The following is a 16651-nucleotide window of genomic DNA, read 5'->3' as shown; positions in this document are numbered from 1 at the left end:
GATTACGCGGATTTGCACGGATTGCGAGCAGGGGCATAAGAGCGGGGCATGTCTGTATGGCGGCATCGGATTGCAAAGATCAGTGCCATCAGTGTACTTTTGTCCTGTGTGGCGTGAGGGAACACTGATTGGACTGATTACGCGGATTTGCACGGATTGCGAGCAGGGGCATAAGAGCGGGGCATGTCTGTATGGCGGCAGCAGGATTGCAGAGATCAGTGCCATCAGTCAGATCAGTGCCATCAGTGTTCTATTGCGTTACGCGGCGTTTGGGGGACACAGATTAGACTGATTTCACGGATTTTCACGGATTGCGAGCGGTGGCATGCTAGTATGGCGGCACCGGATTGCAAGATCAGTGTGATCAGTCAGATCAGTGCCATCAGTGTTCTATTGCGTTACGCGGCGTTTGGGGGACACAGATTAGACTGATTTCACGGATTTTCACGGATTGCGAGCGGTGGCATGCTAGTATGGCGGCACCGGATTGCAAGATCAGTGTGATCAGTCAGATCAGTGCCATCAGTGTTCTATTATGTACCCCCGCTTTCCAAAAAATTGCCAACGGGTTTCCTATTTTTACGAGGAACCAGCATTTACGCTTATGCCCAATACCATAACCTACCGTGCCGCCACTGGCGATAATGACTTGCAAGCCATTATGCAACTGCAAAAGATCAACCTTCCGGCAAAAATTACGGCGGAAGAGCTGAAAAAGCAGGGCTTTGTCACCGTAGATCACGATATGGAGACGCTGCGGGATATGAACACGCCCTTTGGGCATAGCACAGCATGGGATGGAAACACCCTGGCAGGCTACGCGCTGGTGATGGAGACTCGCTTTCGCGACCGCATTCCGATCTTATTCCCTATGTTTGAACTGCTCGACGGGGTTGTTTGCCAAGGTAAGCCACTACAGGAATGGGCTTACTTTGTGATGGGTCAGGTGTGTGTGGCTAAGCCCTACCGGGGCAGTGGCGTTTTTGCCGGATTGTACCGGGATATGCAGGAGCGCCTGTCCGGGGATTTTGATTTTATCGTTACTGAAATCTCTACCCGGAACCCCCGGTCGATACGGGCGCATGAGAAGGTCGGGTTCCAAAACATACACGAGTATACCGACCCGTGGGGGGAGCATTGGGTGGTGGTTGCTTTGGGGTTAAGAACTAAGACTTAGCCGCCGGGCTCTCCTTAGCCGGGCGCAACAGGAAGAATAAGCCTACCAGCATAAAGGGAATGCTCAGCAGCTGTCCGGTGCTCAGGCCTGCGTTCACCGCCGACTCAAATCCGCCCTGACTCGTCTTGAAGTACTCCAGCCCAAAGCGGATGACGCCCAAAACCAGCAGCAGGAACAACCCGAACATGCGGCCCAGGCGGTTCTTCGCATCGGTTTTCCAGTACACCCAGTAGAGCAGGAAGAAGGTGAGCAGGTAACTGATGGATTCATACAGCTGCACCGGATGGCGGACCGGCACCTCGCTGAGCTCCACGCAAAACTTACCACTCGCCATTTCTGCCACTTCCACGCAACCCTGGCCGGCACGCTCAATGCAGGCCGAGCACTTTTCCCAGAGGTTGGTCTCGTTGCGGGGAAATTTAAAGCCCCAGGCGACGTCAGTAGGCTTGCCTACAATTTCGGAGTTCATCAGGTTGCCCAGGCGGATGAAGCACCCGGCAAGGGCAGTGGGGACCACCACTTTGTCCAGTACCCAAAGAACGGAGCGCTTTGACTCAAAACGGGAGAAAATCCAGAGGGCGAGGATGATGCCTATCGCTCCGCCGTGGCTGGCCAGCCCGCCTTTCCACACCATAGGAATTTCGGTAAGATGCTGGGAGTAGTAGTCCCAGTCGTAGAAGAACACATGCCCCAAACGGGCGCCCACCACAGCGCCCACGACCATGTAAATGAAGATACGGTCCAGCCACTCTTCGGGCGCATTTTCGGCTTTGAACATCGCCTTCACAATGTACAAGCCTGCCAGGAAGCCGGCAGCGAAGAGCAGCCCGTACCAACGCAGGGTTAGCGGGCCAAGGTTAATGATTTCAGGGGAAGCCGTCCAGGTGATGTAGGCCAAAAGATCTTGCATAGGTATTGACTTGTGCCCCAATATTAGGCATGTTTTAGCGGTTTTTGGGCGCTTATCGGTTAATTTTTTGATAATTTGGATGCCCACGGAACGGAGCGGTTCCACTGTTTATACTGACGATTAAGTGGTTTGCCACAGCAAACCTACTCAATGTCAGCATTTACGCTGGGAAGTGGCTTGCTCCAATGTCGCAAACCACTTCGTATCGCGTATAACGCATCAAACCCTTTCAAATGCCTGTGATTGACAAAGAACGCCCTGTACTCGTCACCGGAGCTTCCGGCTACATCGCTTCCTGGATTGTCCGCTTCCTGCTGGAGGAGGGCCACGTGGTACACGCTACCGTAAGGGATAAAACCCAAACGGAGAAAGTCGCTCACCTTACTGAAATCGACAGCCGGGAATCGGGCCAGCTCAGGCTTTTTGAGGCAGACCTGCTGAAGCCCGGGTCATTCGCAGAGGCGATGAAAGGTTGTGCGTTGGTGATACACACGGCCTCGCCATTCCAACTCAACACCAAAGACCCGCAGCGCAGCCTAATCGACCCGGCACTGAAGGGCACCCGCAATGTGCTGGAAACGGCCAAACATACTCCCGGAGTGCAGCGGGTGGTACTGACTTCAAGCGTAGCAGCAATCTACGGGGATGCGATAGAGCTGGAAAGCGCTCCCGGGCAGGTTTTTACGGAGGACCAATGGAATGAAAGCAGCTCCCTCAGGCACCAGCCTTATTCTTACTCCAAGACGGTAGCCGAACGGGAAGCCTGGAAAATCGCTGGTACGCAGTCTGAGTGGGACCTGGTCACTATCAACCCAGGCTTTGTGATGGGACCATCCCTTAGTCAGCGTACCGATGGCACAAGTACACAGTTTATGCAATCTATGGCCAACGGGCAGTTCAAAGCAGGTGCACCGGACTTATACTTCGGTGTGGTAGACGTCAGGGAAGTAGCCCGGGCACATCTCCTGGCAGGATTTATATCCGAAGCGGAAGGCCGGCATATCTTGTCTGCTTCAGAGCATAGCATACTGGAAATGAGCCATATGCTTCGGGAAAGCTATGGCGATAAATATCCCTTCCCGAAAAAATTACTCCCCAATATCTTCCTTTATCTGTTTGGTCCCTTCCAGGGCTTTTCCTGGAATTTTTTGCGCCGCAATCTCGGCTACCCCCTGCGTTTCAACAACCGAAAAAGCCGGGCAAAGCTGGGGCTGAAATACCGTCCGGTGGCGGAGACCCTGCGCGAGCACATCCTACAATTGGAAAAAGACGGGTTACTGTAAGCTTAAGCCAGCTTTTTCATACGGACATAGCCATTGACGGTCAGCAAAAGGATAGCTCCAATGAATAACCAAATAAAAGTAGCGTTTAGTCCCGTCTGATGCCCCAATCCAATCTGCAAAATACCCCAGTGAATATATGCCAACAGCAGGTTAGTCACGAACATGATGGCAGAGACCAACAGCCTCGACTCCCCGATCAGCGCTACCCGGTTCTCGTCAGTGACCTTAACCGGGAAGTTGTAATTGTTGGGGTCGCGCCCGATTAGCCCCACCAGCACAGAAGTCGCAATAGCAATCCCCGGCAACAAGAAAATCATAGCTCTGGGGCCGTAATCATCCGCCTGCCCACCCGCATTAAAGTGTATTGGCATTTGTTCCGGCAGGGAGCCATAGTAAAATAGCCCGGTAGCCAGCATGAAAGCGATGCAGGCCAGGCTTAGCACATCCAACGTAAAAAACAGTTGCCGATTCATAGGTTAAGTCTTCATTGTAAAAAGGGTATCCGATTAAAATTACTCAATCCTTGCATCATGACGCCTCCCGGGGATTGACCCTCAGCCCCCGCAGCCGGTTCAGCGCAGCTGCCAGCTCCAAGGGGCGGAATGCCGCATAATCGCCATGTGGCTCCTTCTGCAAAACGCCAAGCCCCTGCTGTTCGATATCCTGCATGATCCGGTTTAGAGCTTCGGGCAGAGTTGCTTCGCCCAGGTAGCGCCGGAGGTAAAGCAGGGCATCCGCAACAGCGTTCAGTTGCCCGTTGTCTACCAGTTGGGCGACAGCGGACAGGTCGATGTCATGTTGCCCAAACTGAATGCTGCGGGTGTCAAAAGCCCGGACTTTCTCCCGTTTTCCTTTTTGGGCATTCAGGCTTTCGGGCAGGGGTATGCGCCGGGATTGAGTGGGAAAGGCAGCGGGCGTTTCCACTGACCGGGGCTGGGGGAACTCCTGCGCGACGGACCTGGCACGCGCGGTCAGGTCTTCCGGCCGGTAGGCATTCATGCCGATGACGGTGTCTGCAGCATCGAGGTAGAGCCCGGAGCCGCCGAGCACCAGCACCGTACTGACGCTCTGCTCCTCGTACAACTGCCGGATGCGGTCCACAAAAGGCGTAATGGGTTCCCGCTGCTGCGGAATAAGCGCCTGCATGCGCTGATCTCGGATCATAAAATTGGTGGCGGAGGTATCTTCGTCAATAAGCAGTGCCGTTGCCCCGGCTTCCAGGGCCTCCATCACATTGGCGGCCTGGGAGGTGGAGCCGCTGGCATTAGGGGTGGAAAACTGCTGCGTGGATTGTCCGCCCGGCAGGTTATTGATGAAGGGGGAGATGTCTACCCGTTCAATGTAGCGCCCGTCCTCTGCCCGTATCTTGGCGGCACCTGGCTGACTGACTACAAAGGAGCGGCCGTCACCGGGAATATGGTTGTAAATGCCGAGCTCTATTGCGCGCAGCAGGGTAGACTTGCCGTGAAAGCCACCACCGACAATGAGGGTGATGCCTTCAGGAATGCCCATCCCTGTTATGGTGCGGTTGGGCAGCGCCACTTCCACCCGCAGGCTTTCGGGCGATTGAAAAGGCAGCCCGCCGGGCATAGGGCGGTCATCCACACCGCTGGCCCGGGGCAGTAGGGCACCATCGGCTACAAAAACGACAAGCCCTAATTCCGGTAGGCGGACCCGAAGCGCATCGGCATCCTCATTGGTGAAGATATGCTCCTTCAAAATAGTTTCGTCCTGCACGGCAAAGGGCAGGCTGTGGGCTACGATTTGAGGGATTTCCTCCCCAAAGATAGCCGCTGCCTGCCGTCCGGCAATACGCCGCCCAAAGGCTGGCAACCCCACCCGGAAGCGGGCTTCAATCCAGTCTTCGCCGAGCACCACCGCCGTACGTTCCAGAATTTCCTGTCCGGGCTGAGCGATGAATACCGCCCCGCTTTTGCCACTGCCCCGGTTGCCTTTGCTGAAGCGCCGGCACGCCCGGCTAAACTGCCGGTTGAGGTAGTCGCACAGGGCGATCCTTCGGCTTTTGTTGACCTGCGCCCAATCGGGGAAGGTGTTCCGGATGCGCACCCGCACGCGGCTTGGAGCCGCAAAGGGATCGCCCTGCACCTGATCGATGGACAACTCAAACCCTTCAAAGGCATATGACCCACGGATGTCCTTGTAGGCTTTGTAGCTTTTGCCGTCGAGGTGTTGGAGAGTGGATTGTAGTTGTTGGGCGGTTTTCATGTGCACAAAGTTAAGAATTTGGCGCACTACCCTACTCCACCTTCACCACCTTCTCCTGCTGCAGCACCCGCCCGGCAGAGGAATACTGCAAAATATACAGCCCGCTGGGCAAGCCGCTGGTAGACAGCTCTGCGGATTGTGCCCCGCGCTGTAAGCGTTGGTGCAAGACCTGCTGCCCCTGTAGATTGAATAAGCGCAGCGCTGGCTCCTCGTAGCGGATGGCGTTGAGGAACTCCACTTGTATAGGGCCCCGAGCCGGATTTGGGTAGGCTTTGAAGAAGACTTCCCTGAGCGCCGTTTCTCCGGTGCCTGGTATTTCTTCTACGCTGACGTAAATCAGGCTGTCCTGACAGCCGGGGGTGATGCAGCCATCGGCATCGGTCTTGACCAGCCATACGTCGGGATCGGGGATGGGGGTGATGCTAAAATCTTGTATATCTGTACAGGCAGCAATTCCGCCATCAGAAGTTTCGACTACAGCGTTGAAAGGCTTCGTATGAGTAGGCAGGTTTAGCCCACGATAGTATCTTCTCCACAATAGTTCCCCTTCGGATGTTACCCGGGCAAGCCAAGCCCTTTCTGCATCATCGGGGCCGATACTCGTAGATGGTGCGGATCCGCACATAATGATGTCGCCGTTTTCCGCGATTGTCAAATTAGTGATCTCCGCACTGCGGTAGTCTAAATACCGGTATTCCCAAATGATTTCTCCGTCTGCGTCAAGGTATCTGAGGAAAGGTCCTTCGTCAGGGTGTACCCCTGGCTGTCGCAATGTATCAAATGCCCAGCCAGTAATAACCCCTCCATTTGGATGAGCGGCGATTAAAGAAGGATGAGTGCTAGAATTTTCAAGCACGTCATATTCCCGCCACCATTCCTGCTCGCCATCCGCATTTAGCTTGGCTACAGAATAGGCACGTTTTCCCTCGCCTAGAGGGGGGGCAAAGTAGTTCGCCATCATAATGGAATTGTCCTCTAACACGGCAATTCTTCCATAATAGGTATAATCAATAGTGTCCTCTATGGTCGTGCTCCAAAGCATCTGCCCGGCTGTATCTGTTTTGATGACTGACCAGTTGCCAAATTCTCCAAAACTCCCGCCGTTGATACTTACAACAAGGTTGCCGTCGTGATCTTGTTCTATGTCAAAGGCAACATCCCAATAGGGCTCATAGTAGGTCTTTAGCCATAAGGTATCCCCCCATTCGTTCATTTTCACTATAAATGGCAATTGGTCTTCATCTGCAATCCTTCCACAGGCATATAGATATTCTTCATTGGGGTCAATAACATAATCCCAAATAGAATAATCCGCAAGATTATGATCATACTGCCTATGCCAAAGGCTATCCCCATTATTATTGACTTTAAACAGGATAGGACAAGATTTAAAATCTTCGCTGCACCAAGTGCCACAATTTAAATAAAGGCCATCCTGTACTACGACCATATTGAATGCATTCTCCGAAAAACCGTTCGTAATGTCGTAAATGTTATGGAAAGTAGGTTGTCCAATTAAAAGAAGGCTCGTAGCGACAGAAAAGAACAAAAAAATAAGCTTTTTCATTTTTTTATGGAATTAAAAAAGCTCCGCCCTTAACTTGAAAAGTAAAAGCGGAGCGTTTTATTAATTAAAACTTATTGTATGATCAAAGATTGCTGAATTTGGAGCGGTTCAACTTTGTTGATGGCTCTGACTACATAAAATCCAGCGGGTAGCCCCTCCAGGTTAAAGTCAACCTGGTTTGAATTGATGTCATGGGACTGAATAATAGCACCGGTAGAGCTCCAAAGTTCTACCCGCCAATCAGGTTCAGCATTTACAGGCAGTATTGCTGTCGCAATATCCTGTGCAGGATTAGGCAGGATAGAAATTGTTTCCTCAAGACTTTTATGGCTCTGGGGAACTGCCCAGCCAGGTTGTTGTTGGACCAGGCCGTCAATAGGAGAATCTGGAGGAACAGGAGGGGCAAATTGTGCTCCGGTAATTAATCTAAGCAAAGCACGGCTAAAGGTATAGGTCGAAGATAATGTGTCTTGGCTGAGCAATTGGAGATAAGCCTCATCTCCGCCTGATAGTGAATAATCCACAGGATTAGAACGGTAGGCTACTTCCAACGCTAATAAATCAGCGATTGTAGACTCCTCATCATTTTCAGTTGTCATTGCTTGCACGTAAGCATCGGCCTCGTCAAATTCCCCCATTCGCAGCTTTAGGCCAACGAGCTTACGCATGGAGGAAAAGGAGCCCTCTTCAATTAATAGGCTTTCGGCGGTTGCCCAGTCTCCTTCTATGAATGCAGTGCTGTAAATATGGTTAAATGCCTTCGCCTTTTTTGATTCTAGTCCACTGATTTCTGCAATCAAGACTTCCATAGCCGAATACCCTTCAGATGCTCGGATATCTAGCAGCGCATGGTAAGTATCATCGGTAATCAAACTTTGGGCGGCACTTAGTACCGAAGCAGAGACTGGAGCATTTTGTAATAAAATGGCTTCTTTTTGCGATAGCTCCATGTCAACCGAAAGCATGGTTAACAGGACTTCATTTGAAAGGTAGGGTGCTGCACCTGATAAAGCCCCGTAGGTATCTGGTACAGCTGGAGATTGTAAAAGAGCATTAACCAATTCTCCTGTATCTCCGCCATCAATAAAGCTACGCTTGTCAGCTAAAAGGTTGTTTAAGGAGTCCAAGCATTCTTCTGTTTTGCATTCTCCTTCACGTGGACGGTCACCTACACCTTCGAGTTCAAGGCAGCCGTCGTCATAATCTGCAAAACTTAATGTATACCCTATATTAACAAAATTCTGCCCAGTATTATCGGGAATGAAGGTAAGGGTTGGGAATGCAGTAGTAAGGTTAGACCCAGGGTGGAAGTAAGTAAATGAGTTTGTTTGTGGGGCGGGTGAAATAATATGCTGGGTTCCGGAAAATAGATTGAGTACAGGATCCCCTAAGCCGCCTTGTGCTCCATTGATTTCACCTAGTGTCGCTCCAGAATTAGCTAATAGCATATCCTGCCCGGAAGGAATGTTGAAAGTTTCCTTTTCGAATAAAAAGTTACCATTATTCCCCCAAACATATACTCCTCGGGTCAAGCCCAGATCATCATAGTGATTACAATTGTAGTCTGCTTCAGATAAGTTATCAAACGTGTTTTGCAGTATATTCCCCCAAATGAAGTTATCAAACGTATTTTGGGTAACTGTATACTGACTAGGCCCTGCAATAAATATTGGATTATAAGTCGAATTGAATTGATTGTTGTGCACTTGCAGTTTAACTGCATTATCCGCCCAAATACCTATTGGCCTGCTAGCTCCTAATGTGGCAAATTCAAACAGGTTTCCTTTTGAGGCGTCGTTCTCATCGCCAATAATGGTTTGAAATCCTGTTGTATGCCCAGCTGTGTTATCAATTCTTATCCCATAAACAAAATCCTTAAATTCACATTCATACACCCTTCCGGTTGCATCATCAAAAGATAGAGAGTAACCAATGATATCTAGGAAATTTGTATTGTCAAAAATTACATTTTGACTGCCCCAAACTGAAATTCCTTGAGTGCTGACATTTGCAGGGTCGTCAATAACACAGTCTATAAAGCGGGAGATGTTTGGAGCGTTGGGAGGTGCCCCAGTAAGGTTTGCTGGGAATGCGGCGATATGTGCAGCTCTCTTATTGTCTGTAAAGTTAGACTTCAATGCGTATACGATCCCACCGTAGTGCTTGCCCCAGGTCCCATAAGGCTGCCAGTAGGTCTCATGCCCATTGTTAGCCAAATTATCCGTCAGTACACCAATATGTGCTTTAGTAATATCACAGTTAGCTAAAATAACAACACCATGGTGATCTGGCAAATAGGGATATATAGAAGATGTAATCTGAGAAAGAGGAGGATGGCTGACGAGCCCATTGCCCCAGACTTCAATACCACTCCAATATTTGCCAGGTTGTGTACAACCAGTTGTCAGGGTGCTTTTTATTGCTTCTAACTTTGCGCCCCTTTCCACATAAATTTTACAATCGGGGGCCATGTTCAGTGTCATTAGGTCAAGCTCCAGGGTTCTTCCTGTCCTGATAATCAGATTATGGTTCACCGCCTGATCAGAAGTCCAGGTCTGGTCAGCATTGATTTCAAGCGGGTCATCCAGGCAATCACAGAGTGGCTGGGCGACAACGCCCTGACAGTGCTTCGCTGTACATCCGTTCTCATCCTTGATAGTAAGGCAAACGGTGTAGGGCTGGCTGTCCGGGAAAGTGTGTACCGGGTTTTGGGTATAAGCATAGGTGCCATCGCCAAAATCCCAGCACCATTCTACGGCACTATTGGTGGCGGTAGTAGAGGTCAAGTCGTTAAACTGATAAGTGAAGACTCCAACTTCATTGGCTACAAAGCCTGGGTTGAGGTCTGATTCGCATACCTCAACCGTAACCAAGTCAATCAATGTCCGAAAGTTGATGGAAGAATTAGTTGAAGTGGCGAAGATGACCAGTTGATCATCACCCGCTTCGGCAGGGATATTAAAGCTATACTGGGCCCAGGTAAAAGAATTAATCGTATGCGTTTCCGCATCCATAGGGGCGCTGAGGCAGCTCTGAGGGCCGGTTGCGCCCACCGCATTCGTTATTCCGGAAGTAAAATAGACGGTCAGCTCTGAGGACTCACCTGTAACTAGGGGCTGGTCGTAAATCCTTGACCAAAGCGTAATGTCGTACGAGCAGCCCGGGTCTAGCGTAAGGTCTAAGACCAGCGCTTCGTGTTCGCACAGTGGGGGCGTATTGTTCGTTGTAATAGAGTGAAGGTCCGCATAGTAACTGCCACCGCCCGATGGCGTGTTGATCACTCCGGAGTTATCCGAAACAGTACCGGTCTTAATTAAAGTTGGTGTCCCTTTGCCGGCAAACCAATCGCCCATGCAGCCATCGTTAAAGGCCTCGTTGTACTGATTTTGACCCGGCGTGCAAGGCGATTGAATAGATTCGAAACTGCCATCGCTTACTGTTGTCGGGCTATCGCACTGCCCGGAGGCGCTCCAATAGCTAAACATAAGCAATAACATTGTCAGAAAAAGCCCGCGGGGAGGGGGGGTGAAAAAGCGTAAAGATTCATGTTCAAATAGTTTATTAAGGTAAATAATTGGTTGAGCGGTGTAATTGAGCTTTTGCGTAGGCTAAATTAAGCGCTTGTCTTTGTCTTGCTTAAAGGTACACTAATTACAGTGGCATTTCAGGAATGGGGCGCTGTTTATTTTGCTCACCCTGTGTTTTGTCACGAGGATGACAATGTTAAAAAGCAGGTTGAGCACAGATTGGTTTATTCAATCTTTCGGGAGATACTCTCTGACGAGGTTCATGGCTATCTCTTGCCGATTTTTCCTATCTTCCCCACAAAAATGCTCGATCAGCCCAGCCCAATCCGTGAAGGGGAAGCCCTCGATCAGGAAGCCCTGCAAACCTACCTGCGTCAGCATTGGGATGGCTTCCGGAAAATTGAGGGCATCCAACAATTCCCCGGCGGCTATTCCAACCTGACCTACCTGCTAAAAACTAATGCGGGGGAAGCGGTTCTCCGCCGCCCGCCATTCGGTGCCAATATCAGGAGCGCCCACGATATGGGGCGGGAGTATCGGGTACTGTCCAAACTCAGACCTGTACTGAAAACCATTCCGCAGCCCATCGTCTACTGTGAGGACGAGGCAATCATCGGCGCACCCTTTTACCTGATGGAGCGGGTGGAAGGCATCATCCTGAGGGGCAATTTAGCCAAACAGTTGCAATGGGCACCCAAACAAATGCGGCAAGTCTCGGAATCGGCAGTAGATACACTGGCAGCCCTTCACCAGATTGATATTGAAGCGACCGGTCTCATCGAGCTGGGCAAACCCGAGGGCTACGTCGGCCGGCAGGTAGAGGGGTGGATCAAGCGGTACTACAAAGCCGAAACGGACAAGGTGCCTGCTATGGACGAGCTGGCACAATGGATGCAAAAAAATAAGCCTGCAGAGGGCCCCGCAGGTCTGATCCACAACGACTTCAAATACGACAACCTGGTGCTCGGCCCGGACCCACCCCATAACATCCGCGCCATCCTCGACTGGGAAATGGCTACGGTGGGCGACCCACTGATGGACCTGGGCACCACCCTCGCTTACTGGACCGAGCCGAAAGAAGCCCGCCTCATGCCCCTCGCTGCCGCCAACCTCACCTGGCTGCCCGGCAATCTCAACCGGCAGGAGGTGCTGCACCGCTACGCACAGCAGCGGGAAATAACGATCACCAACCCGGTCTTCTACTACGTCTTTGGCGCCTTTAAGATCGGGGTGATTGTGCAGCAGATTTACGCTCGCTACCAAAGAGGGCATACGCAGGACCCGCGTTTTGCGAATTTGCTGCAGGCGGTGCAGTACTTTGGGCAGCGGGGTGCTGCAGCACTGGGGAAAGGCAAAATTTCAGGGCTGGATTAACATCAAAATATTAATAAAATGATAATTAGCCCTATCTTTTAGACGTTACCGGCGACTTTCGCGTTTACAACACAACCTTTACCCCAAAACAATTTGGCTATGAACCGATCATCATTTTTTCTCCTCTTCTCCCTGAGCCTGGCCTTTTGCCTGCAGGCACAAGGGAATACGCATCAGGAATACCTGGAGCGTTTCAAGGAAATTGCCATTCTGGAAATGGAGCGGACCGGCATCCCGGCAAGCATCAAACTGGCGCAGGGGCTCCTGGAGTCTGGTGCAGGTACAAGCGACCTGGCCCGGCGTGCCAACAACCACTTTGGCATTAAATGTGGCAGTGGCTGGAATGGCCGGACATACTACAAGAAAGACGATGATGTCAACGACCGGGGGGAGCTGATCGAATCCTGCTTCCGCAGCTATAAAAACCCCGATGCCAGCTACCGGGCGCATTCCGAATTCCTGCGCGACCCGAATAAGCAATTCCGCTATGGGTTTCTTTTCCGGCTGGACCCCACCGACTATAAAGCCTGGGCACGAGGGCTCAAGCAGGCCGGCTACGCCACCAGCGCGACCTACGCCAGCAAGCTTATCGATATTATTGAGCGTTATGAGCTGCACCGCTACGACCGCATGACCTCCACCGGTATTATCGCGGGCGGTGAGACGGGTGTGCCACAACTGGGCGGCGACGGGACCGATGCTCCTAACACAGTGGTGGCCGGGCAGGTCTTTACCAACAACGATGTGCAGTACGTGTTGAGCATGTCCGGTGAGACCCTGCAGGAAATTGCTCTTCGTACCGACTCCGACCTCACCGACCTCGTGCGCTACAACAACAACCAATACAGCCGTAACCGCCAACTGGAGCAGGGCACGGTCATCTACCTGCAGTCCAAGCGTAACAGCTTCAGGGGGCAGCGGCAGTGGCATTATGTGAAAAAGGGCGAAACCATGTTCAGCATTTCCCAAATCTACGGTATCGACCTCGACCGCCTGTACCGGCGTAATCAGTTGGAAAAAGGTCAGATGGCAGCCGTTGGCGAGCGCCTGAAGATACGGGGCTGGAATGTAGGCGATCCTCCCAAATTGGGCCGGGAAGTGGAAGCGCCATCCTCGGTGCCCGACCGCGACGACGTGATGGACTTCCCGGAACCTGAGCCACCATCCATTGACGAAGGCCCAGTTAATCCTATCGTAATCGAAGATGAAATCTTTGAGCCCGATAGTGACTTCGACTTTGATGATGACTTTCTGGACCCCATCACCCCGCCACCGGGCAACCGCCCTGACCCCAGGCCCGATAACCGTCCGACCTGGAATGACCGGCCCAGCCAGCCAGATACCGATAATGGGTTTGACAGGGATGACTGGTTCAACTCAGATGATGATCCGGCGCCCAATCCGCCTCAGCCCGATCCACGCCCCGTACAGCCTTCCAATAGCTTGCATACTGTTGTGAAGGGGGATACGCTCTTCAACATCAGCCGCCGCTACAATCTGACAGTTGACCAGCTCAAAGCACTGAACGGGCTGACCAGCAATACCATATTCATTGGTCAGCAGCTGAAGGTGCGGTAAGGCAATGCAAGTGACCGGAGCCCTATTTCCTGTATGGCGCTCCGGTTATACGCTTAACAAAGTGGTTTGCTGTGGCAAACCACTTAATCGTCAGTATATTTCGTAATAATTCAAGACCTTTGCACAAAACTGGAATGATGAAGCAACGGATACTCATGATGATAATCGCCGCGCTGAGCGTGGCAGGACTACAAGCCCAGGGCACCGTATACGGCATCAAGGGAGGGTTCACCCTGGCTACCCAACAGTGGGACGCCATTAACACCAATGCCCTGTTTTTGCCTCAGGGCGATTTTTTTATTGAAGATGTGCCGGAAAGCAATGCCTTCTCGCTCTTTGCTTCTCTGGGCTACCACCCAAAGGGCAGTGCCCTGCGGAACCGCTTTTTCAATAACGTCCTCAACGGGCAGCTCACCCGCGTGCCACCGGAGCGCTTCATTTTCCACAATGCTTCTCTGGTGCTGGGCGCCAAGCAAAAGTTTGACATCGGCAGGGGGGAAAGCCGTTTTTTCTACTCCATCGGGGTACGGGCAGATTATACCTTTGATACCAACCTGAATGAATTTGATGAGATTAACAATTTCTTCTTTTCTACACTTCCGGTTAATGACCCCACCTACATCCGGGAATTCAACTATGGTGTGACCATTGGTGGCGGAATGGAGTATAGCCTGGGCGATTTTGTTGGCATGTCTCTGGAGCTCAACCTTCACCCAGACTTTTCGTTCCAATACGAGCAGCCGGAAATCGGGAATGTAACTGACCCCTTCACCGGCAACCAAACTACGATACCGGAGCGGCAAATCCGAAATATAGCCTTTGAAGTGAGCCTTGGGTTTCGCTTCCTTCGTGAGGTCATTTATATCGACTAACAGATTCTTCCATTCAACCATACACATGCGACTTAGAAGCGACGGGCTGGAAAAAATTTACGGTAAGCGGAAAGTAGTCAAGGGCGTTTCCCTGGAAGTCAATCAGGGGGAAATTGTCGGGCTGCTGGGGCCCAATGGTGCCGGGAAGACGACCACGTTTTACATGGTGGTGGGTTTCATTAAGCCTAATGTCGGACAGGTTTTCCTGGAGGGGGACAACATCACAGACCTGCCCATGTACAAACGGGCACAGCGGGGCATCGGCTACCTCCCGCAGGAGCCTTCCGTTTTCCGCAAACTTAGTGTGGAAGACAATATCGCCGCCGTACTGGAAATGATGCCCTACCCCAAAGCAGAGCAAAAGGAACGCCTGGAAAGCCTGATCAGTGAGTTTGGCCTGGAGAAGGTCCGCAAAAGCCGGGGGGACACTCTTTCTGGCGGTGAACGCCGCCGTACCGAAATAGCCCGTGCCCTCGCTACCGATCCTAAGTTTATCCTGCTGGATGAGCCTTTTGCCGGTATTGACCCCATCGCCGTGGAGGACATTCAGTACATCGTAGCCAAGCTGAAGACCAAGAACATCGGCATTCTCATCACCGACCACAATGTGCAGGAAACCCTCTCCATTACCGACCGGGCCTACCTCATGTTTGAGGGGAATATCCTCAAGGCCGGCACAGCTGAAGAACTCGCTGCCGATGAGATGGTCCGTAAGGTCTACCTCGGTAAAAACTTTGAACTCCGAAGAAAAGTCATCGACCTCAATGAAGAACGCTAACCTGGTCTTCCTACTGTTGGGCGTTTTGCTATGGCCGTCCTGCGAGTCTCAGGAAACGGGCATCCGGCTGACTTCCAGTGAGCGCATCCGTATTGACAGCCTCGCCAAAAAGCAGATTGACAGCCTTGTCCCCGTACTGGACAGCCTGTGTACGGCAAATAAGGACAACTTGATTGAGCAGGCGCTGGATTCCATCATTGAGTTGCGGCAACAGGAAGAGCAGACCCTTCGCGAGCGCATCATGCGAAAACAGCAACAGCAATGAGCAGACTTTCCATTCTCCTCGCCCTAATTGCCTTCCTGGCCTCCTCCTGTGGCGAGGACAACCGCAACCGAATTGCCGTAGAAAAGATGATTCAGGAAGAGGTCACTCAGCGCGTCGCCACTTACCGGGGCAACCGAACCCAACGCTGTTATCAGGATGCCGTTAAGGAAGCCAGCTCCCTCGCGGATTCTATCTTGTTACTGCAGGCCCGCCTCAACCGGGATACCGCTTCCAAACCTCCGCGGCCCACCCGCCCGGAGCGGCCCGCTGCCAAAAAACTGCGCGACTCCCTATTGAAGGTCGCCCCACTGCTCTCAGAAGACAGTATCCTCAAGCTCCTGAGGCTGGATTCACTGCAGCGGGACTCCCTGCAGCCTGATACCATCGGGGCGCCTCTCAATCAGTAGGGCCCGCGTTCCGGTAAAAGTATTTGTATAGCTTTTCATTCAGCTTGCCCACAAGGCGCAGTGCATCAAACTCATCCTGATCTTCCCGTGGAAAAATACTGCCCCAGAATTTCTGAAAGTCATTCAAACGCTGATAGTAGGGAAAAGGCGGAGGCGGGCTTTTCAGTTGCTCGCCCAGTATAACCATCGCTTCCACCCCGTCGGAGTAGTCCTTGTTGGTCCTGCCAAAGCTGAGGATGAATGCCGGTTTTTGCGCCAGCGTAATGCTCGCGTCCGGCTCCAGGTCTGCATTCAGCAGGTGCCCCTGAAAATTACCGGCTTTAAGCTCAGGCGTGAAGTAATCGTAGGTGAACCGAATGTCCGAAAAATCATACGACTCCCGGAATGCCCGGTACATGTTATTGTTGAAAGTCCGGGTCTCTTCCCGGGTGGCCGCCAGTTCTTTTTCCAGCCATTTGGCCCGCCGGTTCGTATTGTCATCATTTTCCAGCGCATCCTGCAGAGCTGTCATTTTGCGCTGATTGGACGGCAGGCGGATGATCAGGGTGCCGTTGCGCAAGTCTTTGATAGCCGCAACCGGAGCACTTACAGGAACGGCTGTGGTATCCTGAGCGTACGCAACGATGCCAAAAGCCAAAAGTGCAAGCAGTAGCGTCAATCTGGAAAGCATAGTGGAATGTTTAATGT

Annotated in this window: 14 protein-coding genes; 8 read left to right on the top strand and 6 right to left on the bottom strand. The window is 51.8% G+C overall.

The window, feature by feature from the left end; translation table 11 throughout:
• The first annotated feature begins 604 nt into the window (after positions 1-604).
• Positions 605-1177: a GNAT family N-acetyltransferase gene (locus IX84_RS08520; RefSeq protein WP_044218806.1), complete on the top strand. Its 573-nt coding sequence runs from the start codon at positions 605-607 to the stop codon at positions 1175-1177.
• Here IX84_RS08520 and lgt read toward each other — a convergent pair.
• Entirely contained in the window at positions 1167-2087 is a 921-nt protein-coding gene (lgt, locus tag IX84_RS08515) for a prolipoprotein diacylglyceryl transferase (protein WP_044218654.1), read from the bottom strand. The two genes, IX84_RS08520 and lgt, sit on opposite strands and share 11 nt — an antisense overlap.
• A gap of 233 nt (positions 2088-2320) precedes the next feature.
• On the opposite strand from lgt, the gene IX84_RS08510 reads away from it, so the two are divergent.
• On the top strand, positions 2321-3370 hold the full coding sequence (locus IX84_RS08510) for an SDR family oxidoreductase (RefSeq protein ID WP_044218651.1): 1050 nt from the start codon (positions 2321-2323) through the stop codon (positions 3368-3370).
• 2 nt (positions 3371-3372) lie between these two features.
• Here the strand turns inward: IX84_RS08510 and IX84_RS08505 are convergent, their stop codons facing one another.
• From IX84_RS08505 to IX84_RS08490, 4 genes are all read right to left on the bottom strand, one after another.
• On the bottom strand, positions 3373-3843 hold the full coding sequence (locus tag IX84_RS08505; RefSeq protein ID WP_044218649.1) for a DUF1648 domain-containing protein: 471 nt from the start codon (positions 3841-3843) through the stop codon (positions 3373-3375).
• A gap of 55 nt (positions 3844-3898) precedes the next feature.
• Positions 3899-5596: an ABC-ATPase domain-containing protein gene (locus IX84_RS08500; protein ID WP_044218648.1), complete on the bottom strand. Its 1698-nt coding sequence runs from the start codon at positions 5594-5596 to the stop codon at positions 3899-3901.
• A gap of 31 nt (positions 5597-5627) precedes the next feature.
• Entirely contained in the window at positions 5628-7163 is a 1536-nt protein-coding gene (locus tag IX84_RS08495) for a T9SS type A sorting domain-containing protein (RefSeq protein WP_044218645.1), read from the bottom strand.
• Between the two features lie 71 nt (positions 7164-7234).
• The gene (locus IX84_RS08490) at positions 7235-10516 is read right to left on the bottom strand and encodes a PKD domain-containing protein (protein WP_044218643.1); all 3282 of its coding nucleotides are present in this window, start codon (positions 10514-10516) and stop codon (positions 7235-7237) included.
• A gap of 393 nt (positions 10517-10909) precedes the next feature.
• Between IX84_RS08490 and IX84_RS08485 the strand changes: the two genes are divergently transcribed.
• From IX84_RS08485 to IX84_RS08460, 6 genes are all read left to right on the top strand, one after another.
• Positions 10910-12064, top strand: a complete 1155-nt coding sequence (locus IX84_RS08485; RefSeq protein WP_238578249.1) for a phosphotransferase family protein — start codon at positions 10910-10912, stop codon at positions 12062-12064.
• A 99-nt stretch (positions 12065-12163) separates the two neighbouring features.
• Positions 12164-13642: a glucosaminidase domain-containing protein gene (locus IX84_RS30835; protein WP_052515876.1), complete on the top strand. Its 1479-nt coding sequence runs from the start codon at positions 12164-12166 to the stop codon at positions 13640-13642.
• 134 nt (positions 13643-13776) lie between these two features.
• A complete protein-coding gene (locus tag IX84_RS08475; protein ID WP_152604963.1) occupies positions 13777-14514 on the top strand; it encodes a porin family protein in 738 nt (245 codons plus the stop codon).
• 25 nt (positions 14515-14539) lie between these two features.
• Positions 14540-15292, top strand: coding sequence for an LPS export ABC transporter ATP-binding protein (gene lptB / locus IX84_RS08470; RefSeq protein WP_044218635.1), 753 nt, complete (start codon positions 14540-14542; stop codon positions 15290-15292).
• Positions 15279-15557, top strand: coding sequence for a hypothetical protein (locus tag IX84_RS08465; RefSeq protein ID WP_044218633.1), 279 nt, complete (start codon positions 15279-15281; stop codon positions 15555-15557). Before lptB ends, IX84_RS08465 begins: the two co-directional genes overlap by 14 nt.
• Complete coding sequence (locus tag IX84_RS08460) at positions 15554-15964, top strand: hypothetical protein (RefSeq protein ID WP_044218630.1); 411 nt, start codon at positions 15554-15556, stop codon at positions 15962-15964. Before IX84_RS08465 ends, IX84_RS08460 begins: the two co-directional genes overlap by 4 nt.
• On the opposite strand, the gene IX84_RS08455 is transcribed toward IX84_RS08460, so the two are convergent.
• A complete protein-coding gene (locus IX84_RS08455) occupies positions 15954-16634 on the bottom strand; it encodes a hypothetical protein (protein WP_044218627.1) in 681 nt (226 codons plus the stop codon). The genes IX84_RS08460 and IX84_RS08455 overlap by 11 nt on opposite strands.
• Positions 16635-16651 lie beyond the last annotated feature (17 nt).

It is taken from the genome of Phaeodactylibacter xiamenensis (genome assembly GCF_000759025.1).
Lineage (GTDB): Bacteria > Bacteroidota > Bacteroidia > Chitinophagales > Saprospiraceae > Phaeodactylibacter > Phaeodactylibacter xiamenensis.
The sequence above is the reverse complement of the archived record's forward strand: the minus strand, read 5'-3'. Positions and strand labels throughout refer to the sequence as shown.

Coding starts and splice junctions, on each gene's coding strand:
- IX84_RS08505 (WP_044218649.1), bottom strand. CDS start 3,843: ATGAATCGGCAACTGTTTTTTACGTTGGATGTGCTAAGCCTGGCCTGC.
- lptB (WP_044218635.1), top strand. CDS start 14,540: ATGCGACTTAGAAGCGACGGGCTGGAAAAAATTTACGGTAAGCGGAAA.
- IX84_RS08510 (WP_044218651.1), top strand. CDS start 2,321: ATGCCTGTGATTGACAAAGAACGCCCTGTACTCGTCACCGGAGCTTCC.
- lgt (WP_044218654.1), bottom strand. CDS start 2,087: ATGCAAGATCTTTTGGCCTACATCACCTGGACGGCTTCCCCTGAAATC.
- IX84_RS08475 (WP_152604963.1), top strand. CDS start 13,777: ATGATGAAGCAACGGATACTCATGATGATAATCGCCGCGCTGAGCGTG.
- IX84_RS30835 (WP_052515876.1), top strand. CDS start 12,164: ATGAACCGATCATCATTTTTTCTCCTCTTCTCCCTGAGCCTGGCCTTT.
- IX84_RS08495 (WP_044218645.1), bottom strand. CDS start 7,163: ATGAAAAAGCTTATTTTTTTGTTCTTTTCTGTCGCTACGAGCCTTCTT.
- IX84_RS08455 (WP_044218627.1), bottom strand. CDS start 16,634: ATGCTTTCCAGATTGACGCTACTGCTTGCACTTTTGGCTTTTGGCATC.
- IX84_RS08500 (WP_044218648.1), bottom strand. CDS start 5,596: ATGAAAACCGCCCAACAACTACAATCCACTCTCCAACACCTCGACGGC.
- IX84_RS08465 (WP_044218633.1), top strand. CDS start 15,279: ATGAAGAACGCTAACCTGGTCTTCCTACTGTTGGGCGTTTTGCTATGG.
- IX84_RS08520 (WP_044218806.1), top strand. CDS start 605: ATGCCCAATACCATAACCTACCGTGCCGCCACTGGCGATAATGACTTG.
- IX84_RS08460 (WP_044218630.1), top strand. CDS start 15,554: ATGAGCAGACTTTCCATTCTCCTCGCCCTAATTGCCTTCCTGGCCTCC.
- IX84_RS08490 (WP_044218643.1), bottom strand. CDS start 10,516: ATGGGCGATTGGTTTGCCGGCAAAGGGACACCAACTTTAATTAAGACC.